At 36.9% G+C, this 20,124-nt stretch carries 18 protein-coding genes; 8 read left to right on the top strand and 10 right to left on the bottom strand.

Annotated features, from left to right (window positions below; all coding sequences use genetic code 11):
- Positions 1 to 8: 8 nt before the first annotated feature.
- On the top strand, positions 9 to 620 hold the full coding sequence (locus BZK14_RS01285) for a YiiX family permuted papain-like enzyme (RefSeq protein ID WP_077924802.1): 612 nt from the start codon (positions 9 to 11) through the stop codon (positions 618 to 620).
- Between the two features lie 177 nt (positions 621 to 797).
- Here the strand turns inward: BZK14_RS01285 and BZK14_RS01280 are convergent, their stop codons facing one another.
- From BZK14_RS01280 to BZK14_RS01270, 3 genes are all read right to left on the bottom strand, one after another.
- Complete coding sequence (locus BZK14_RS01280; RefSeq protein WP_077924801.1) at positions 798 to 1,253, bottom strand: WapI family immunity protein; 456 nt, start codon at positions 1,251 to 1,253, stop codon at positions 798 to 800.
- Positions 1,254 to 1,273: 20 nt separating this feature from the next.
- On the bottom strand, positions 1,274 to 1,996 hold the full coding sequence (locus tag BZK14_RS01275) for a histidine utilization transcriptional repressor HutC (RefSeq protein ID WP_077924800.1): 723 nt from the start codon (positions 1,994 to 1,996) through the stop codon (positions 1,274 to 1,276).
- Between the two features lie 175 nt (positions 1,997 to 2,171).
- Positions 2,172 to 4,199: a urocanate hydratase gene (locus BZK14_RS01270; RefSeq protein ID WP_077924799.1), complete on the bottom strand. Its 2,028-nt coding sequence runs from the start codon at positions 4,197 to 4,199 to the stop codon at positions 2,172 to 2,174.
- A 465-nt stretch (positions 4,200 to 4,664) separates the two neighbouring features.
- On the opposite strand from BZK14_RS01270, the gene hutI reads away from it, so the two are divergent.
- From hutI to BZK14_RS01240, 6 genes are all read left to right on the top strand, one after another.
- The gene (gene hutI / locus BZK14_RS01265; protein WP_077924798.1) at positions 4,665 to 5,903 is read left to right on the top strand and encodes an imidazolonepropionase; all 1,239 of its coding nucleotides are present in this window, start codon (positions 4,665 to 4,667) and stop codon (positions 5,901 to 5,903) included.
- 19 nt (positions 5,904 to 5,922) lie between these two features.
- Positions 5,923 to 6,885 (top strand): formimidoylglutamase, encoded by a 963-nt coding sequence (hutG, locus tag BZK14_RS01260; RefSeq protein WP_077924797.1) that lies wholly within the window; start codon positions 5,923 to 5,925, stop codon positions 6,883 to 6,885.
- 128 nt (positions 6,886 to 7,013) lie between these two features.
- Entirely contained in the window at positions 7,014 to 8,552 is a 1,539-nt protein-coding gene (gene hutH / locus BZK14_RS01255; protein WP_077924796.1) for a histidine ammonia-lyase, read from the top strand.
- 116 nt (positions 8,553 to 8,668) lie between these two features.
- Positions 8,669 to 10,069, top strand: coding sequence for an amino acid permease (locus BZK14_RS01250; protein ID WP_077924794.1), 1,401 nt, complete (start codon positions 8,669 to 8,671; stop codon positions 10,067 to 10,069).
- An 81-nt stretch (positions 10,070 to 10,150) separates the two neighbouring features.
- Complete coding sequence (locus tag BZK14_RS01245; RefSeq protein WP_077924793.1) at positions 10,151 to 10,717, top strand: HutD/Ves family protein; 567 nt, start codon at positions 10,151 to 10,153, stop codon at positions 10,715 to 10,717.
- A 14-nt stretch (positions 10,718 to 10,731) separates the two neighbouring features.
- A complete protein-coding gene (locus tag BZK14_RS01240) occupies positions 10,732 to 11,301 on the top strand; it encodes a YceI family protein (RefSeq protein WP_077924792.1) in 570 nt (189 codons plus the stop codon).
- A 46-nt stretch (positions 11,302 to 11,347) separates the two neighbouring features.
- Here the strand turns inward: BZK14_RS01240 and truA are convergent, their stop codons facing one another.
- Genes truA through BZK14_RS01215 form a run of 5 tightly spaced genes read right to left on the bottom strand, consistent with a single transcriptional unit; the run spans position 11,348 to position 14,932 of the window.
- Positions 11,348 to 12,127 (bottom strand): tRNA pseudouridine(38-40) synthase TruA, encoded by a 780-nt coding sequence (truA, locus tag BZK14_RS01235; RefSeq protein ID WP_245831115.1) that lies wholly within the window; start codon positions 12,125 to 12,127, stop codon positions 11,348 to 11,350.
- Positions 12,127 to 12,966 (bottom strand): MurR/RpiR family transcriptional regulator, encoded by an 840-nt coding sequence (locus tag BZK14_RS01230; RefSeq protein WP_077924791.1) that lies wholly within the window; start codon positions 12,964 to 12,966, stop codon positions 12,127 to 12,129. Before BZK14_RS01230 ends, truA begins: the two co-directional genes overlap by 1 nt.
- Complete coding sequence (locus BZK14_RS01225) at positions 12,963 to 13,940, bottom strand: glucokinase (protein WP_245831114.1); 978 nt, start codon at positions 13,938 to 13,940, stop codon at positions 12,963 to 12,965. Before BZK14_RS01225 ends, BZK14_RS01230 begins: the two co-directional genes overlap by 4 nt.
- Positions 13,933 to 14,544, bottom strand: a complete 612-nt coding sequence (gene yihA, locus BZK14_RS01220; protein ID WP_077924787.1) for a ribosome biogenesis GTP-binding protein YihA/YsxC — start codon at positions 14,542 to 14,544, stop codon at positions 13,933 to 13,935. The genes BZK14_RS01225 and yihA overlap by 8 nt, the downstream gene beginning before the upstream one ends.
- Positions 14,537 to 14,932, bottom strand: coding sequence for a hypothetical protein (locus tag BZK14_RS01215; protein ID WP_245831113.1), 396 nt, complete (start codon positions 14,930 to 14,932; stop codon positions 14,537 to 14,539). Before BZK14_RS01215 ends, yihA begins: the two co-directional genes overlap by 8 nt.
- Positions 14,933 to 15,187: 255 nt before the next feature.
- Between BZK14_RS01215 and BZK14_RS01210 the strand changes: the two genes are divergently transcribed.
- The gene (locus BZK14_RS01210) at positions 15,188 to 17,323 is read left to right on the top strand and encodes a BCCT family transporter (protein ID WP_171973613.1); all 2,136 of its coding nucleotides are present in this window, start codon (positions 15,188 to 15,190) and stop codon (positions 17,321 to 17,323) included.
- 305 nt (positions 17,324 to 17,628) lie between these two features.
- Here BZK14_RS01210 and BZK14_RS01205 read toward each other — a convergent pair whose 3' ends face one another.
- Positions 17,629 to 18,618, bottom strand: coding sequence for an ornithine cyclodeaminase family protein (locus BZK14_RS01205; RefSeq protein WP_077924785.1), 990 nt, complete (start codon positions 18,616 to 18,618; stop codon positions 17,629 to 17,631).
- 14 nt (positions 18,619 to 18,632) lie between these two features.
- Complete coding sequence (locus tag BZK14_RS01200; RefSeq protein ID WP_077924784.1) at positions 18,633 to 19,907, bottom strand: MFS transporter; 1,275 nt, start codon at positions 19,905 to 19,907, stop codon at positions 18,633 to 18,635.
- Between the last annotated feature and the right edge of the window lie 217 nt (positions 19,908 to 20,124).

The raw sequence follows: 20,124 nt of genomic DNA, 5'->3' as shown, positions 1-20,124 counted from the left end.
AGAATATTATGCGCCGTTATCTATACACAATTGCTCTTTTGATCATTGCTATCCTTATAACCATTACTGATGCAAAATCTCTGCAAGATGGCGATATTATTTTTCAAACTTCTCAATCATCACAAAGCCAAGCCATACAACTTGTGACGAAATCTAAATATTCTCACATGGGCATCATTTTTCATAAAAAAGGCCAGCCTTATGTTTTTGAAGCTGTTCAACCTGTTAAATCAACGCCTTTAAAAGAATGGATTAATCGTGGTGAAAAAGGTCATTATGTTGTTAAACGCCTCAAAAATTCAAAAGAAGTACTTACACCACAAAATAAATTAAAAATGCAGAAAATTGCCCAAAGTTTTTTAGGTAAGCCTTATGATCTAACCTTTGAGTGGAATGATGAGAAAATGTATTGCTCTGAAATTGTTTGGAAAATTTACCAACGAGCAACTGGCATTGAAATCGGTACATTAGAACGTTTAGGGGATTTTGATTTATCCCACCCGATCGTGCAACAAAAAATCAAAGAACGCTATGGCAAAAACATTCCCATGAATGAAACAGTGATTAGCCCTCAATCAATGTTTGAGAGCTCATTATTGGAAACCGTAATTAGCAATTAAGTATAATAAATCAACTCATACAATAAGCAATAATTTCGGTAATTTTTAATTCTTACAATGATTGCTATTGATTTTAAATACAGTTCCGACCAAATTACTTAGAAATGACGTTAAACCAATCATCATGGTTTGAGATGCGAGATGGTATTATCATCGTTAGTTTAATTATGCTGCATTTTATGGGCTATATCTGCTAGGATATTTATCAATCATTTTATTTAAAGTATGAATATTATCCTCTAAGATTTTATGATCTTTCAAATCAAAAATTAACGTTTTTTCTGCACCAGATTCAGCATTCTTACTATCCTCTTCTGGATATAAAGAATATTTCAAATGAACAAATAACTGTGATTTTGGATAGCTAGAATACGAAAAAGATAGCTCTGGCTCAAAAAAATTTAATGCTGAATTAATATTTTCACTCTTTAACTTCTGAAGCCAATCACGGATCATAATAAGTTCGCCTGCCTGTAAACAAGCATCTTGTGCTTCAAAAAATAAATTTCCTACATCTGATTCTACTGCTATTTGTAGAACTAACCAGTTACTATCATCATATTGTTTGGACAATGGAAATTCATATCCAAGAATTTTCATTCTGAATATTGTCTTGTCATCTCGTAAATACATGATCGATTCCTTAATATCAATTAACTCGAGAAATCTGTGCTCACAAAGTACTTATAACGCATGCCGGGTGCTAAGAATTGGGCAACACTGATGATATTATTACGATCCCATGTTCTTCTTGTAATGTATAGACATGGTTCACCCGCTGGGATTTCTAACAAATCAGCATGAACCTCTGTCGCTGCAACTGCTTCGATCGTTTGCTCCATACGGCTTAAGCCATGCTTCTCTAATAAATAGCCACTCGGTGTAGTTTTTGTAAAATCCTGTTCTATGAAATTTGGCACAAAAATAGGATTCACATAGCGCTTCTCTATAATCAATGGTATGCCATTTTCATAATGTACAATATGGCAAAAATGTACACTAGAACCTGTGAAAATCCCTAAACCTAATGCGACATTTTCATCAGCACTGACAACTTCCTGAGCGATAATATTCAAAGAGTGTTTATTACCGCGTTTTGTGACTTCTAAGGCGATATCTGTCACATTCGTTGCAGAAGCTGCGGCTTTTTCGGCTGTCACAAATGTACCCTTGCCTGGAATGCGCGTTAAAACATTTTGTGCAGTTAAATCTGTAATGGCACGATTCACCGTCATTCTGCTGACACTAAACATGGAAGATAACTCTAGTTCTGTTGGAATCTGCCCACCTTGTTTGAATAAACCAGAAGTAATTCCGCTTAAGATGTAATTTTTGATATTTTTATATTTAGGAATTGCCATGGTGACTTTCTGCATAATTTCTCTTTAGCCAAATTAAGTTAATCAGTGATTCTCCTATTATTGCATACAACATAATAGAAAGGTGCTAGATTTCAGTTTATCACCAAAATCTAACACCTTTTTCTCTTAAAATTTTATTTAAATCTCTCATCCGCCTGAGCGAAAGATGAATTCTTTAGTTAAATGTAGATTATTTCTTTGTTTTCTCTGCAACAACACGCTTAACTAAATCTTCTGAAGGAATATATGGCAATGTGATATGACCTTTACCTGCGTAGTTTTTATTATATTCTACACTCGTTGCGATTGAGTTAGGATTTCTTGCCCAACTTCTTCTTGCAACACCGCCCATTACATCCCACATCATTGCTGATTCGATGATCTTAGCAGCACGATCAGAGCCATCCAACACCATACCAAAACCACCATTGATGGATTTACCAATCCCAACACCACCACCATTATGTAATGCTACTAAACTCATACCACGCGCAGCATTTCCTGCAAAACAATGTGTTGCCATATCTGCCATTACATTACTACCATCTTTAATATTAGATGTTTCACGGAATGGTGAATCAGTGCCTGAAACGTCATGATGATCTCGCCCCAACATTACTGGGCCAATTTCACCATTTTTGATCATTTCATTAAAACGCAATGCAATCTTTGTACGACCTTCGGCATCTTGATACAAAATACGCGCTTGTGTCCCTACAACCATTTTGTTTTTCTCAGCATCACGAATCCAGATCCAATTATCACGATCCTGACCACGGCGATTAGGATCAATACAATCCATTGCAGCTTGGTCAGTTTTACGTAAATCTTCAGGATTACCTGATAAACACACCCAGCGGAATGGACCATAACCATAGTCAAACAATTCAGGCCCTAAAATATCTTCAACATATGATGGATAGATAAAGCCATCTTTTTCATCATAACCATTTTTAGAAACTTCTGTCACACCAGCATCATAAACTGATTTCAAAAATGCATTGCCATAATCGAAGAAGTAAGAACCATTGTCAGATAATTTTTGGATCATGTCGAAATGCTTACGCAACGATGCATCCACTAACTCCACAAATTTCTCACGATCATTTGCTAACATTTCTGTTCTTTCTTCAAAAGAAATACCTTGCGGGCAATAACCACCATCATAAACATTATGGCATGAGGTTTGATCAGACAATAAAGGAATGTGAATATTATGTTCTACCGCATATTCCAATAGATCCACAATATTACCGTGATAAGCGATAGAAATCGTTTCTTTCTTATCTAAATACTCTTGTGCTGTATCAAAGACTTCTTTTAAGTTGGCGCTTGCTAAAGAAACCCACCCCTGATCCAAACGTGTTTGAATACGTGAATAATCCACTTCTGCAATGATGCCAACACCATTAGCAATTTCGATTGCTTTTGGTTGAGCACCACTCATTCCCCCCAAACCACTAGTGACAAATAATACGCCTTTTAAATCTTGATCATCTTTCAAACCTAGTTTCAAACGGCCTGCATTCAAAATTGTGTTGAATGTACCGTGAACAATTCCTTGTGGGCCGATATACATCCAACCACCTGCTGTCATTTGGCCATAGTTTGCAACACCCATTTGTTCAGCAATTTCCCAGTCTTTAGGATTATCAAACATACCCACCATCAAAGCATTCGTGATAATGACACGCGGTGCATCAGGTTTTGATGGAAACAAACCTAAAGGATGTCCAGACTGAACCACCAATGTTTGATCCTGTGTCATCACTTCTAAGTATTTTTTCAATAATCTATATTGCAACCAGTTTTGACACACTTGGCCTGTTTCACCATAGGTCACTAATTCATATGGATATAAACAGATTTCGAAATCCAAGTTGTTATCCATCATCACCTGCATGGATTTACCTTCAACACAAGCACCTTTATACTCTTCTAAAGGCTTACCATAAATACGCCCTTCAGGACGGAAACGATAGGCATAAATACGACCATAAGTAACCAATTCATCCATGAATTCTGGCGCTAATATTTCATGCAGCTCTTCCGGTACATAGCGCAAAGCATTTTTTAATGCCACTTCTGCTTGTGCTTGCGTGAGGCGAAAACCACGATTTGGAGCACGTCTATATTGTGGATCAAACTCAGGATATTCAGGTAAGATATTATCTAATTTAATTTCCATTGCCTGAGATACATCGTAATTCGTTGTCATGACTACTCTCCTAAAATTTTTAAATCAATTTTAACCATAAACATTGTCTATACAAATATAAAGCAAAAAAATTTTTTGTCTAATAATAAAATTAATCTTTTCTTAAATTAAGGTAATATACAACTCAAATCATTGAAAATTATTACCTTTAAAGTTTTAAATATCAGATCTAAAAATTACATTCTCACTTCATGAGAATGATGAATATAAATTAAAAACCAATACTTATATACATTTAAAAATAGACCTAAAAAACATCAACTAATTGATATAAAACTGAAAAATTATTATTTTTTATAAAATTCTTGATAATTTTATTCATTAGTGATCTAATCAATTCAGCTTAATTGCAAATGTATATACAAAATATTGTAGTTAAAAGTTTGTAGATAAAACTTTAATGGTTATACATTCGTATGATCTGAATCTATAATATCAAGACTGAATTAGTATTTATAAAGGCGGATGGCAATGGAATTCCCAAACAACTGTACAATTTGGACCAATGGTCGTTTAATGACAATGGACTCAACAATTGATCATGAGTATGGTTTATTAGATCAACATGACATCATTACTCACAATGATCAAATTATTGCCGTATTACCATCTACTTCCTATACAAAGCCAATCGATGCAACAATTGTTGATTTAGAAAATCACTTGGTCACCCCCGGCTTTATTGACTGTCATACTCATTTAGTTTTTGGTGGTAATCGCGCAAAAGAGTGGGAAATGCGCTTAAATGGCGTGCCTTATATTGAAATTGCACAACAAGGGGGCGGCATTAACTCAACAGTTCGCAATACACGTGAATTGTCAGAGCAAGCTTTATATAAGCTTGCATTCCCTCGTATGCAATCACTAGCAAATGAAGGCGTAACTACAATTGAATCCAAATCAGGTTATGGCTTAGATTTAGAAAACGAACGTAAACAATTAAAAGTATCGCAAGATTTAGCTAAAAATTACCCAATCGAAATTGCTTCGACACTATTATCTGCGCATGCTGTACCACCTGAATATAAAGACAAAGCGGATGAATATATTGATCTTATTTGTGAAACCATCATGCCAACATTATGGCAAGAAGGCTTATATGAAGCTGTAGATGTATTTTGTGAGTCCGTTGGATTCTCATTAGAGCAAACTAAAAAAGTATTTGATCGAGCTAAAGAATTAGGCATTCCTGTTAAAGGCCACATGGAACAAATGTCTAACTTAGGCGGCAGTAAATTAATTGCGCAATACAATGGCTTATCAGTAGATCATATTGAATTTTTAGATGAATCGGCAATTAAAGCCATTTCACAATCTGGCACAGTCGCAACACTATTACCACTCGCTTTCTATTTCTTGCGCGAAACTCAAAAACCACCTATTGCCTTACTCAGACAATACAAAGTACCAATGGCAATTTCTACAGATTTCAATCCTGGCACAAGCCCCTTCACTTCAATTCGCTTTGCAATGAATGCAGCTTCTGTACAGTTTGGCTTAACACCATTAGAAGTGATGGAAGGTGTAACACGAAATGCAGCACAAGCATTAGGCCGCCAACACACACACGGACAATTAAAACAAGATTTTGTGGCAAACTTTGCAGTTTGGAATGTACAAAATCCTGTCGAAATATTTTATGAACTTGGACACAACCCATTAGTTCATCGCGTTTTTCATGGCAAAATCGCGAATAATGCATAATACTTTTAGGAGAAACACCATGCAGTTTTGGGAACAAACACCAGAAAATATTTGGCAAGGCCGCGATGATTCAGCGGAAAGCCCAAGCGCCAAAAGGATTTTCCAAACCATTCAAAAAACTACGTCTTTTACACCTGAAAAATACCCTGATCATATCGCATTAATGGGATTCATGTGTGATAAAGGTGTAGAGTTGAATAAAGGTCGCGTAGGTGCTGCCACTGCACCTAATATCATTCGCCAAGGCATGGCAAACTTTGCTGATCACGAAGCAACTAAACCATTAGTGGATTTAGGCAATATCATTTTCCAAGGTGACTCTTTACCTGCAGTACAAACTGCATTCGCTGAACACATCACTGCATGCCACCGAAATGGCTTACCGACATTAGTGTTTGGCGGTGGTCATGAAACTGCTTATGCACATGCAAAAGGCCTATATGATGCATATCCAAATGCTCGCATTGGCATCATCAATTTTGATGCGCACTTGGATGTTCGTAAAGCCAATACAGCTTCATCTGGCACACCATTTAAACAATTGGCAGAAGAGTGCCAAAATAGCAATCGCCCATTCAACTATTTATGCGTTGGTGTCAGCCGTGCTTCCAACACAAAAGCATTATTAGATACTGCCAATGAATTGAATGTCAAAATCATTTGGGATACAGAATGCACAGAGGGTAATATTGCTAATCTAAACACTCAAGTGAATACATTTTTAGCAGATTTGGATGTTGTATATTTAACAATTGACTTAGATGCCCTACCATTTGCTGAAATGTTTGCAGTGTCCGCACCAAGTACTTTGGGCGTTCATACACAAATTTATTTGTCTTTAGCAGAAACCATCATCAGCTCTGGCAAATTAAAAGCTGTCGATTTAGTTGAGTACAACCCAAGCTTAGATCGTGACATGTTGTGCGCTAAAACAGCTGCACGCATTGCATGGCATATCTACAATAGCTGGGCCAATAACTAAAATAGTTATCAAACTCATAGTCTAAATCTCTCCAAATTTAAAGGCGAGAGATTTAGACAGGCATATTTAATGCCCATTTCAATATCATCAATACCTTACACACAGTTACGTTTAGTAAAGGATCCATTATGACTGTAATTAAAATTGACGGAAATAGCTTAACGCTTGATAACGTTGTAGAAGTTGCTCGTTGTGGCGCAACAGTTGAACTTACCCCTGAATCTATCAAAAACATTGAAATTTCTCGTCAATATGTTGATGAACTTGTTGAATCTGGTGAAATTGTCTATGGGATTACAACAGGTTTTGGCAACTTTAGTAATGTTCATATTTCTAAAGATCAAGCCAAAGATTTACAGCGTAATTTGATCATTAGCCACTCTTGTGGTGTGGGTGATTATTTACCGACAGATGCTGTACGTGCAATGATGCTACTCCGCTTAAATAACTTAGCCAAAGGTTATTCTGGTATTCGCCTGAGCACAATGGAAACACTGATGAATATGCTTAACAAAGGGGTTCATCCAAAGATTTTTGAAAAAGGTTCTTTAGGTGCAAGTGGTGACTTAGTCCCATTAGCACACATGGTTTTACCCATGATCGGCGAAGGTGAAGCAGAATATCAAGGTGAAATTTTACCCGGCAAAGAAGCGATGGCAAGAGCAGGTATTCCTGTCATTGAACTCACGTCAAAAGAAGGTTTAGCACTCATCAACGGCACACAAGCAATGACAGCTGTAGGAGCATTAACATGTCATGATGCTATCCAACTATTAAAAGCAAGTGATATCGCAGTTGCATTGACAATGGAAGCTTTAAACGGCATCACAGACCCGTTCATTCCAGAATTGCATACACTTCGCCCACATCCAGGACAAGGTGCTTCAGCGAAAAACTTACTATCCTTATTAGCCAACAGTGAACGCACAACACATCAAGGTGATATTCGCGTACAAGATGCTTATGTATTGCGTTGCGCACCACAAATTCATGGTGCTAGCCATGATGCGATTGAATACGTTCGCCACAAAGTGGATATTGAAATCAACTCTGTGACAGACAACCCTATCATTCTCGTGGATAAAAAAATGGGCATCTCTGGCGGCCATTTCCACGGTCAACCAATGGCATTAGCCTTTGATTTCTTAGGCATTGCATTGGCTGAATTGGCCAATGTAAGTGAACGCCGCATTGAGCGCCTAGTGAATCCTGCGTTGAATAATGGCTTACCTGCATTCTTAACAGAACAAGGCGGCTTACATTCTGGCTTTATGATTGTGCAATATGCAGCAGCATCTTTAGTTTCTGAAAATAAAGTATTGGCACATCCTGCAAGCGTGGATTCTATACCATCATCAGCAAACCAAGAAGATCATGTAAGCATGGGAACAATTGCAGCACGTAAAGCACAGAGCATCTATAAAAACGCTAAAGCAGTTGTGGGCATGGAATTGATGCTAGCAAGCCAAGCTGTAGATTTAAACAAGAAAGACTCAGATAAAGCTTTAGGTACAGGCACACAAGCTGCGTACGATACTATTCGCTCACAAATTCCAACCTTGACGGAAGATCGCGTAATTTATCCTGATATCCATAAAGCAGCCGATTTATTAGAAACAGATCTTGTCAAAAATGTTGAAACTGCACTCGGTTTCTCATTGAGTTAAGCGCATAAATTATTTGCAAGATTTTATTATAAATATAAGCCTAACAATATCATATGTTAGGCTTAACAGATTTTTTCGTGCAAAATATTTTGCATATCCATTGGAGGATTTTATTAATGGCTACTCAACTTAAGAGAGGCTTAACTCCACGCCATGTTTTATTCATCGGATTAGGCTCTGCTGTAGGCACAGGATTATTCTATGGCTCTGCCAATGCTATTCAAATGGCAGGCCCTGCTGTATTGATTGCTTACCTATTATCAGGCATCGCAGTTTTTATGGTGATGCGTGCATTGGGCGAAATGATCATGCACAATCCATTACCAGGTGCATTTGGCGCTTATGCCACTAAATATTTAGGACCATTAGCAGGATTTTTCACAGGATGGACATATGTTTTTGAAATGGCACTCGTTTGCATTGCAGACGTTACTGCTTTTGCCATATACATGGGATTTTGGTATCCCGACATTGCACCATGGATCTGGGCACTAGGCATTACATTACTGTTATGCGGCATCAACCTATGCTCTGTTAAATTATTTGGTGAATTAGGATTTTGGCTCTCCTTATTAAAGGTCGTAGCAATTATTGCAATGATCTTTGCAGGTGGCTATATTTTATTTTCAGGGATGGATACAAGCTCTTCACTAGAATCTGCACCAGCAGTCAGTAATTTATGGTCCCATGGCGGATTTGCGCCAAATGGCATATACGGTATCATCATTGCACTAAGCGTTGTTGTGTTTTCATTTGGAGGCATTGAAACATTGGGCTTAACAGCTTTAGAGGCTGAAAATCCTGAAAAAACATTACCAATGTCTATTAACGTAGTACCTGTACAAATCCTACTATTTTATTTCTTAGCATTAATGGTATTAATGGCACTGTTTCCATGGAATCAAATTGGTTTAGGCGCCAGCCCATTTGTGACAATTTTTAGCAGCTTAGGTATTGAATCTGCTGCGCATTTATTAAATGTTGTTGTCATAACTGCAGCAGTTTCTGCAATCAATAGTGATATCTTTGGCGCAGGCAGAATGATGTACGGTTTAGCAGAACAAGGCCATGCACCTAAATCATTCAGCAAACTATCAACAAGTGGTGTGCCGATTTATCCGATCATTGTGATGTTCTTTGTGATGATTTTAGGTGTTGTTTTAAATTATCTCTTCCCTAAAGGTTTATTCTTTGTCATTGCCGCAATGGCAACGTTTGCAACAGTTTGGGTATGGTTAACCGTGCTCATTTCTCAAGTGGCAATGCGTAAACAATTATCTAATTCAGAAGCAGACAATCTCAAGTTTCCTGTGCCATTCTGGCCAATTGGCCCTGCATTTGCTATCGGATTTATGATTTTTGTAATTGGCATTTTAGGCTATTATGAACCCGCTCGAAAAGCATTATATGCAGGTGGAATTTGGTTAGTATTATTATTAACTTGCTATTATATTTGGATAAAACCTCATCAAATGCAAAATACGGATGAATTAACTAGCTTTAAACCCATTAAATAATAGTAAACAATTCATAATTGGCTTCAGAGCATCGATGAAGCCAATTATGAATAAAGCCAACATGCTGATACAAGGTAGATTATGGAAAAAATTACATTTAAAAACCTAGCTGAAATGCCATGGAAAAATGGACAAGGCACAACGCGCCAGATTGCTATTCACCCAAAAGATGCAGATATCTCTAATTTTCAATGGAGAATCAGTGCTGCCACTGTCAATGCTATTGGTCCTTTCTCTAACTTTGATCATGTCACACGAAGCTTAGCATTATTGACAGGTGAATCCATCACATTAGACATTGAAGGAAAAGTTGTGCCACTTCATCGCAATGGGCAGCCCGTCTCATTCAGCGGATCAGTTCCTACAGCAATGATTGAGTGTCCAACACCTGCTTTGGACTTTGGTGTAATGACAAATGATCATTTTGTTCAACACTCACTCAATCAATCTCATTTTGCTGATGGTGAAATTTATCATCGCACATCTCCAATAACATTAATCCTTGCTCAAAGCCCATGTTCAATTAATCATACAAAATTAGATACATTTGACGCTATTTTATTATCAGCTTCAGATCCCAATTATGTTACTATTCAGGTATCCACAAAAATAACATCATTATTAATTACAGAAATTTCTGAATATTGACCAGCGGAGCCAAAATGAAATCTATAATCATCCCTGCTTTATTACTCACTACTTCTATTGCAGCTGCTGATGAGATTACTTACATCATTGATCCAACACATACAGCAACAATTTTTAGTTGGGATCATTTGGGTTATTCAACACCTAGCGCCAACTTCAAAGCCATTAATGGCAAGATCATTTTTAATGATAAAAATCCTACTCAATCAAAAGTTAATGTAACAATTGACACAAAGAGTATCAATACTAATGTAGATAGCTTTGATATCAAATTACAAGAAGCCGAATGGTTCAATGCCAAAGACTTTCCAATCATCACATTTGATAGCACCAAAATCACGCCATTAGATCAAGACCAATATAAAGTCGAAGGTATTTTAACTATTAAAGGGATTTCTAAAGTTATTACTCTCAAAGCAAAACTGAATCAAAGAGCCATTCATCCAATGGCAGGCAATGAAGCTATTGGCTTTAATGCAACAACATATTTTAATCGCTCTAGCTTTAGTATGGGTGATTATGTCCCTGCAGTGAGCGATCAAATTAAAGTCAATATTACTGTCGAAGCTATTGCTCAAGAGTAAGATCGAAACAATTTTAAAATAGTGAATACTATCGTATTCACTATTTTTATTCACCTCTGACTTTTAAGAGCGTCCAATCATAATCAATATGATCCAAGAATAATCCTGATGCAGGTGCTGTCACTCCACCCTGCTTGCGGTCCAAACTTTCTAGGACCATTTTAGCGTAAGAAACGGGAGCTTTACCACTACCTACTTTCAATAATACACCAACAATGTTACGAACCATATGATGCAAAAAAGCATTACCATGAACATCAATATAGATATAACTATCTTTTTGATGTAGCTTAATGGAAAATATTTCACGAATGGATGTTCGAGCTTGACACTCACTTGAACGAAAAGCGTTAAAATCGTGCTCTCCCACTAAATCATTGGCAGCTAATTGCATAGCTTCAATATCTAATGGATAGTCAATATGCGTTGTATAAAAGCGATCCATCACTGATCGATAAGGCTGATTGCAAATAACATATTGATAAAAACGACCTTGGGCGCTATATCTTGCATGAAAATCTAAAGGCGCACGATAAACAGCAGTTACACCGCAATCATCTGGCAAATTTGTATTAATACCACGAATCCATGAATAATCTGTGCGTTCAGATGTCGTAATAAAATTAACCACTTGATGGCGTGCATGAACGCCTGCATCAGTTCTACCTGCACACATTAAATCAATAGAATGATTAGCAACCTTTTCGATTGCTTTAACCAAGACTGATTCAACTGAACGCACCGGAGGAACTTTTTGCGCCTGCCAACCACGAAAGTTTGTACCATCATAAGCAATTGATAGCACGACATTTTCTTTACCCAACATTATTGATCGCGCACTCGCTTAGACTCAATAATTGCCTTAGATCGACTCATTTCTTCAATAAACGAAGAGCCTCGTTTTAAAGCAAGATTAACCAACAACACATCCACAATGGCTAAATCCGCTAATCGTGAAATCATTGGAATATATTCTTTTGTATCTTCTGTTGCGCCCGATTCTAACACCACATCTGATAACTCACCTAATGGTGAATTTTTACTTGTGAAAGAAATAATAGATGCACCATTTTCTTTTGCAAAAGAAACAGAATCCAAAATATCTTGACTACGTCCAGTGTGTGAAACCGCAATCAATACATCTTTTTTCTTCATTAATGATGCTGCTAATGAGTGCACGTGATGATCACTAAAGACTGAAACAGTGATACCTACTCGTAACAATTTTTGCTGAATATCCAAAGCTACAACATTCGATGCACCATGACCAATACATAGCACATTTGATGATTTCAACAAAATCTTCACTGCTTGCTCAATCGCCTTAACAGAAATAGATTCTTTTGTACGCAATAATGCTGCTGATGCTTGAGTAATAACTTTATTAACAATATCTTTTGTATTATCAGACTCAGAAACATTGCTATGAATGAATGGTACACCTGCATTTAATGCTTCTGCAAGCTCTTGTTTAAATGCGTGATAGCCGTCAAATCCTAGCGCACGACAAAAACGAATCACTGTTGGTTCTGAAACACCCACAGTTTTTGCCAACATACCAATAGACAAAGAAGCTGCATCATTTGGGTGACTCATTATCCAATCTGCGACTAATTTTTCTGATTTTCTTAGCTTGTCACGATGGCTTTTAATATGTGAAATCACTCTTTTGTATCCTCCATATAAGCAACTTTTCGAGTTAATCCAGTTAAGGCAGGATAAGGATCTGTTACCACAAATGTTGGTATTTTTTCTAGTAATTGCCCGACAGATGAACTGGCTTCAAATGATGCTCGAAATTCTGATTGTGCAAAAAACTCTAAAAATCTAGGAATAATTCCACCAGCAAGATAAACAGACTTTGCTCCCGTAATTAAAGTGTAGTTTTTAGCTACTTCGCCAATCATAGCACAATATCTTGTAAAAAGTTGTACAGCAAATGCATCTTTTTTGTTGATTAAACGCTCAACTAACTCCATAGGTGTTGGCTTTTCATCTTGTAGGACAATTTCTGATGTTAAAAAATCAATCAGCTGTGGAATACCTCGCCTACCCGCAATAAAATCCTCAATAATTAACGCTTTTTTATTAGAATTTTTTAAATAATCCCAAAAATTCCTAATAAAATCATCACCCATCATCATTGCCGAATGTCCACCCTCTGAGGGAATGGCCAACCAATCATGATGAAAAACCACTAAACTTGTCCCCACACCAGATCCTAATGACAAAGCTAACTTTGGTGCTTTTTCTTCTAAGACACCATCACCAACTTGTAATAGAGATGTATCTGGCAAATACGGCAAAGCATAGCCTAACATCTCAACATCATTAAAAAAGCAAACTTTAGCAGGTAATAATTTTTCTTGAATATCTGTTAATTTAAAAGCCCAGTGATTATTCACAAACTGAATATCATTTAAATCAACAGGCGCTGCAATGGCTAATAGTATTAGATTAGGTAACTCTGCATTATGCTCGGCACAATAGTGGCGAATAATTTCATCTGGGCTATTAAAATCACTTGAACCATAGATTTTAACAGAGTGATATTCTGTTAAGTCATCAACATAGATAACAGCAACACGACTATTTGTCGCGCCGATATCTGCAATTAAAGCATGAATTTTTTTAGTCACGCGGTAACCATTCATTCAATACTTTTAAAGCATCCTGTAAACCAATTGTATGATCTGTTGCCGAGAATAACTGCACAGTTGCAGGCATTGCAAACTCCTTTAATGCCTCTTGCACTTTAAATAGGGAGGTTTTTGCAGGACCACGCTTTAATTTATCCGCCTTGGTTAGCAAAATATGGACACGTAAATCTTGAGATTCACACCATCGCAACATTTGCTCATCCAAAACAGTCATTGGATGACGAACATCCATCATCATAATTAAACCTGTTAAGTTTTTACGTGTTTCAAAATAACCTTGAATCACTGACTGCCAATGCAAGCGAATACGTTCAGGTACTTTTGCATAACCATAACCTGGTAAATCCACTAAAAAGTTTTGTGGATCTACTTCAAAATAGTTAATCAACTGTGTGCGCCCTGGTGTTTTACTCGTACGAGCCAATGTTGATTGTGATGTTAATGCATTTAAAGCACTGGATTTACCAGCATTAGAACGACCAGCAAAAGCGACTTCATGCCCCTCTGTTTCGGGCAATTGGTTTAATTGATTTGCGCTCGTTAAAAATTTTGTCGCATGAAAGCGTTGAATTAAATTACTCATGTGTCTCTTTTTGAGGTTTTTGACTACATTCTTCTGCCACAATGGCAAGTACAGTCATGTATTTGTCGTTAACAGTTTGCATAAAACTAATCTCATCTACAGAGAGAGATTCCATTTGATGCGCATAAGCTTTTTCCGCAATGGCCGTAAATCGCTCTGCGTTTGTATCACCCATCATGATCACAATATTACTCGAAATACAACGAGATTCAAATTCTGTCATAACACCTTCTTCAATCTGTTTAGCTTGTGTTGCCATCAATCTAGCGATGATGCTCTGCTGAGCAAACGAAAAAGGCTGCTTCATCTTTTCTAATGCATTGAACGTTAATTGTGCATTAGAAAATGATAGCGTGATTAAAGCTAAGAATAAAGTGCTTCGTATCATAGTTAGTCGTCTATTCATTAAATTAATCAATTTCGTGTTAAATCGGAAATATTATCAAAAATTTTTGTCTTTTGGGATGATATACCATTTGTGCTATAATATTTCCTTTTTTTGGAAAATTTTCCAAATCTATAGCCATCAGGCATGATAAATGATTTCAAATGAATTTGCTCATTTTTATCATTCATCACAAATTTTTCGCCCTTGCGATGAGGGCCTAACTTGAACGATCAAGGAACTTTTATGTCGAAAACAATGAGGACGCAAAGCAAGTTTTTTACAAGCCTAAACATCCCCGTGTTCGTAGGCGCCAATATATTAATATTAGCTCTTTTATGCATTACAATTTTTGTCCCTAATACAAAAGAATTTTTTAGTGCAATTCAATCTTGGATTGTTGACAACCTAAAATGGTATTACATTCTTTCTGTGGCCATTATCTTAGGTGCTGCCATTTTTATAATTTTTAGCCGTTACGGCGATATCCGACTTGGCCCAGACCATTCGCGTCCAACTTACAGTAACTTTAGCTGGTTTGCGATGCTTTTCTCTACAGGTATGGGGATTGGTTTAATGTTCTTCGGTGTTGCAGAACCCGTCATGCACTATATTGCACCACCTGTTGGTGAACCTGAAACGGTTAAAGCAGCAACAGAAGCTATGCGCCTAACTTTCTTCCATTGGGGATTACATGCTTGGGCAATCTATGCAATTGTTGGCTTAATTTTAGCTTACTTCTGCTTCCGCCATAAATTACCACTCGCCTTACGTTCCGCCCTTTACCCTTTAATTGGTGAACGTATTTATGGAAGAATGGGGGATGCAATTGATATTTTTGCTGTGATTGGTACTGCATTCGGTGTTGCAACCTCTTTAGGTTTTGGTGTTGAACAAATCTTTGCTGGATTAGATTATTTAATGAATTATAAATTATCTGCCTATGCACAAGATCCAAACGCATTATTATCCGTCACAGGCATTAAAATTATCATTGTGATCATAGCAACTGCAGGCGCAACATTATCTGTTAGCTTAGGCCTGGATAAGGGTATTAAAGTCTTATCAGAAACAAACTTATATATGGCATTAGCTCTTATGTTACTCGTTCTATTTTTGGGCGGTAAAACAGTCATGCTTTTCCAAGCATATATCCAAAATGTTGGTAGCTATTTATCAGATTTAGTTAATAAAACCTTTAACTTATATGCTTATGAACCAAAAGATCCTCGTGACTGGATCGGTGGTTGGACAATTCTATATTGGGGCTGGTGGTTATCATGGTCTCCATTTGTGGGTATGTTCATCGCACGTATTTCTCGTGGCCGCACCATTCGTACATTCTTATTGGGCGTATTATTAGTACCGGCAGGCTTTACATTATTATGGATGACAATTTTTGGTAACTCAGCAATTGATTTAATTCGTAATGATGGAGTAATTGCGATTACAGATGCAATCAATACTGACAAGTCTTTAGCTCTCTTTGTATTTTTAGAATCATTCCCATGGGCATCTGTCTTATCAGGTTTAAGTATTGTCATGGTTTTCGTTTTCTTTATTACGAGTGCTGACTCTGGTGCAATCGTTATGGATATGCTTTCTTCAACTAAAACACAAACACCATTATGGCAACGCATTTACTGGGGCTCCATCACAGGTGTTATAGCGATAGTCTTAATGTCTGCCAACGGATTGGAAGCTCTACAAACTGCAACCATTGCATCCGCCTTCCCATTCAGTATTATTCTATTGATATCATTATATGGGCTATTTAAAGCGCTTCGAGTAGATTACGGTAAAAAAGAAATTCGTATGAACTCTATTAATAATATTCAAACAAGTGCGGCATCTGGTGGTTGGCAAAAACGTTTACGTAGTTTGGTATTATATCCTCGCCGCGATCATGTTATTCGTTTTATAGAAGAAGTGGTTCAGCCTGCATTTGAAGAAGTAGCATCTGAGCTATCAAAGCAAGGCATTAAAACAACCATTACTAAGAAAAATGATGATGACATTCTCTTTGAAGTAGAACATGGTAAAAATGATAACTTTATGTACCGTATTAAAGCACGCCATTATTTGAAACCAAATTTCTCTTCCATTGAAGCATCGGACATTGATCCTGATTATCAAAAATATTTCCGTGCGGAAGTTCATTTGGATAATGGTGCGCAAGGTTATGACATTATGGGTTACAGCAAAGAAAGCTTGAGTAATGACATTGTGGATCAATACACGAATCACCTACAGTTCATTCATAACTTCCAATTGGAACATGATTATAACCGTGATCACAAGCCAATTAATAAGGAAAGTGATACTAGCAATAGTAATGATAACAATTCTAATAGCACTCCTGAAACAACAGAAGATCAACCTAGCAAAGCATAATTAGCAAAGTTATCTTCTAACAAAAGCCCAAATAGTATTTCTATTTGGGCTTTTTTATGCTTCAAAACACATCATAAGTTTTTTCAAACTACCACATAAAATAGTTCAACTTCTCTTATCTCACGGAAAATATTATAAATATACCAACTTAATTTATAACTAATTACACGGAGCATCCCATGAAATTGAAATCTTTATTTATGACAGGCCTTTTATCATCAGCAATGTTTGTTTATTCTTAAAATAAAAAATAGAGATAAATCTTTAATCTCAATCTATCCCTATAATTTTATTCAACTGATGTGTTAAATTTCGAAATCTACACCCACATTTTCTCTAACTGCTTTTTGATAAACACCTTGAGCAACTGCTAAATCAAAATACGCTGCGCCTACGCATTTAAAGAATGTAATTTCATCATCATTTTCACGACCTTGAATATGATTCACAACTAATGCTGCCAATTCGCCTTTAATCTCATCATAAGACCAATCATCTTGCTGATTAGCGTGAATAAGCTCACCTGCTTCCTCAGTTGCACCATGAAAATCATCCACAATGATTTTATCTGCACGTTGAATAAACGTGAAATCCACTTCTCTCATGTCAGGTAAATATGAACCCACACCATTTACATGCGTACCAGGTTGAAGATCATCACCATTGAATACAGGATCTTTTGAACGCGTCGCACAGTTAATGATGTCCGCATCCTTAACAGCTTGCACACGATCTTCTGTGATGTGTATTGCAATTGATTCAGGAACACCAAAATCACGCAATTTTTCTTTAAAAACAACCGCAGAATCTTTACTTGGATTAAATAGATTAATCGTTTGAATATCACGCACAGCCAAAACGCCCAAAACTTGCTCAAATGCCATTGCACCTGTGCCAATCACCGTTAGAACACGCGCATTTTTCTTTGCCAATTGATCCGTTGCCAATCCACTCAATGCACCTGTACGTAAACGTGTTAAGTAAGATGCATTCAACAATGCTAAATGATCGCCATTCGTTGCATCAGAAACCAACACAACACCTTGCGTTGTTTTTTTGCCTTTTGCAGGATTGTTTGGAAAGATTGTGACAGCCTTCATCGTCATAATATTAGTATTTAAATCTGCACTTGGCATATACAAAACTGAAGCGTGTTCTTTGGGAAACTCGATCACGGTGCGTAATGGATTTTCAATTTGATTCGCAATTTTTGCTTCTAAGACTGCTTTGACATCAGCAATCGCATCTTTCATGCTGTAAATGGATTGAATCAAGGATTCATTAAGTAATTTCATATCTTCTCCATGAATTAATCTAAAGTTGCTTTATATTTATCTGTCACTCTGCTCATCGCAACTAAGGAAATCGCAGCCGTTAGCATGATATAAATTGCAACGGGCACATAAGAATTATCAAAAGCTGCCAATAGTGCCACGGCAACTAATGGCGCTGTACCGCCTGCCAAAGCTGCACCAATTTGATAACCTAAAGAAACACCTGTATAACGAATTTCTGCAGAAAAAATTTCTGAAAAAATCGTTCCAAGAACTGCTGTGATGGGTGCCCAAATCACACCTAATCCGATAATCGTTGCAATGAATAATAAAACCACTGATCCTTGATGAATCAACCAAAAGTATGGAAATGCATAAAGCATCATCGCAATCGAGCCCCATACATACAGCGGTTTACGGCCAACTTTATCAGACAATCTTCCCATCATCGGAATCAAAATACTTGTCACAATACTCGCGATCATGACGGCAGTTAATACAGTTGTTCGGTTAAAACCTAAGTTGATCGTAGCATACGAAACAATAAAGGTACTGAAAATATAAAATGGTGCGGTTTCTACAAATTTTGCACCGATCGCAATCAATACTTCACGCCAATGATATTTTAATGTTGTCACAATTGGCACTTTAGCGATCTGCCCTTTTTCTTTAACTGTTTTGAATGATGGTGTTTCATCAATACCACGGCGAATCCACAAGCCGAAAAATACTAAAAAGATGCTGAGAATGAATGGCACGCGCCATCCCCAACTAATGAATGCTTCATTAGGCAATAAAGACATGATGGTGAGCGCCAATGTTCCCATTACCATACCAATAGGAATACCAACCTGCGGAATACTGCCATAGAACCCACGCTCTTCTTTCGGTGCATATTCAACGGCTAATAACAATGCGCCTCCCCATTCGCCGCCAATCCCTAAGCCTTGTATCAAACGTAAACACACCAAAATAATCGGTGCCCAAATGCCAATCGCTTGATAAGTTGGCAATAAACCCATCGCCATTGTGGCAACGCCCATAATGCTGAGTGTTAAGACTAAGGTCTTTTTTCGGCCAATTTTATCACCAATGTGGCTAAAGAAAATTCCACCAAACGGGCGGATAAAGAATGTTAAAGCAAAAGAAGCATAAGCCAACATCAAACCAATTGTGGGATTTTCACTCACAAAGAAAATCTGATTAAATACTAAAGCTGCAACTGTGCCATATAAAAAATAATCAAACCACTCAATCGCACTTCCAACCAAACTTGCGAGCAGCACTCGCTTTTGAATATTTTGCTTCATTGCTACGATCCTCCAAAAATTTAATTTTTTATCCATATTTATATTTATGTCGTTGGATACATTTAATGTAGTTTTTTATTTAATTTAACTACATTTACTAAGTTTTTATATGAAAGTCATAGAAAAAGCAAGCAATGAAAAATATCACAAACTCTATAGATACTTAAATATCAAATAGATATATAATTTTATCTAGATACTTAGAAATTCAAATTAG

Source organism: Wohlfahrtiimonas larvae (assembly GCF_002006755.1).
In the GTDB taxonomy this organism is placed as follows: domain Bacteria; phylum Pseudomonadota; class Gammaproteobacteria; order Cardiobacteriales; family Wohlfahrtiimonadaceae; genus Wohlfahrtiimonas; species Wohlfahrtiimonas larvae.
Note: the sequence above shows the minus strand (reverse complement) of the source record. Positions and strands in the feature narration are given on the sequence as shown.

Bases quoted from the DNA above. Each gene is read 5' to 3' on its own strand.
- BZK14_RS01215 (WP_245831113.1), bottom strand. From the start codon at position 14,932: ATGATACGAAGCACTTTATTCTTAGCTTTAATCACGCTATCATTTTCT.
- hutH (WP_077924796.1), top strand. From the start codon at position 7,014: ATGACTGTAATTAAAATTGACGGAAATAGCTTAACGCTTGATAACGTT.
- hutG (WP_077924797.1), top strand. From the start codon at position 5,923: ATGCAGTTTTGGGAACAAACACCAGAAAATATTTGGCAAGGCCGCGAT.
- BZK14_RS01245 (WP_077924793.1), top strand. From the start codon at position 10,151: ATGGAAAAAATTACATTTAAAAACCTAGCTGAAATGCCATGGAAAAAT.
- BZK14_RS01205 (WP_077924785.1), bottom strand. From the start codon at position 18,618: ATGAAATTACTTAATGAATCCTTGATTCAATCCATTTACAGCATGAAA.
- truA (WP_245831115.1), bottom strand. From the start codon at position 12,127: ATGTTGGGTAAAGAAAATGTCGTGCTATCAATTGCTTATGATGGTACA.
- yihA (WP_077924787.1), bottom strand. From the start codon at position 14,544: ATGAGTAATTTAATTCAACGCTTTCATGCGACAAAATTTTTAACGAGC.
- BZK14_RS01200 (WP_077924784.1), bottom strand. From the start codon at position 19,907: ATGAAGCAAAATATTCAAAAGCGAGTGCTGCTCGCAAGTTTGGTTGGA.
- BZK14_RS01250 (WP_077924794.1), top strand. From the start codon at position 8,669: ATGGCTACTCAACTTAAGAGAGGCTTAACTCCACGCCATGTTTTATTC.
- BZK14_RS01270 (WP_077924799.1), bottom strand. From the start codon at position 4,199: ATGACAACGAATTACGATGTATCTCAGGCAATGGAAATTAAATTAGAT.
- hutI (WP_077924798.1), top strand. From the start codon at position 4,665: ATGGCAATGGAATTCCCAAACAACTGTACAATTTGGACCAATGGTCGT.
- BZK14_RS01210 (WP_171973613.1), top strand. From the start codon at position 15,188: ATGAGGACGCAAAGCAAGTTTTTTACAAGCCTAAACATCCCCGTGTTC.
- BZK14_RS01285 (WP_077924802.1), top strand. From the start codon at position 9: ATGCGCCGTTATCTATACACAATTGCTCTTTTGATCATTGCTATCCTT.
- BZK14_RS01240 (WP_077924792.1), top strand. From the start codon at position 10,732: ATGAAATCTATAATCATCCCTGCTTTATTACTCACTACTTCTATTGCA.
- BZK14_RS01280 (WP_077924801.1), bottom strand. From the start codon at position 1,253: ATGTATTTACGAGATGACAAGACAATATTCAGAATGAAAATTCTTGGA.
- BZK14_RS01275 (WP_077924800.1), bottom strand. From the start codon at position 1,996: ATGCAGAAAGTCACCATGGCAATTCCTAAATATAAAAATATCAAAAAT.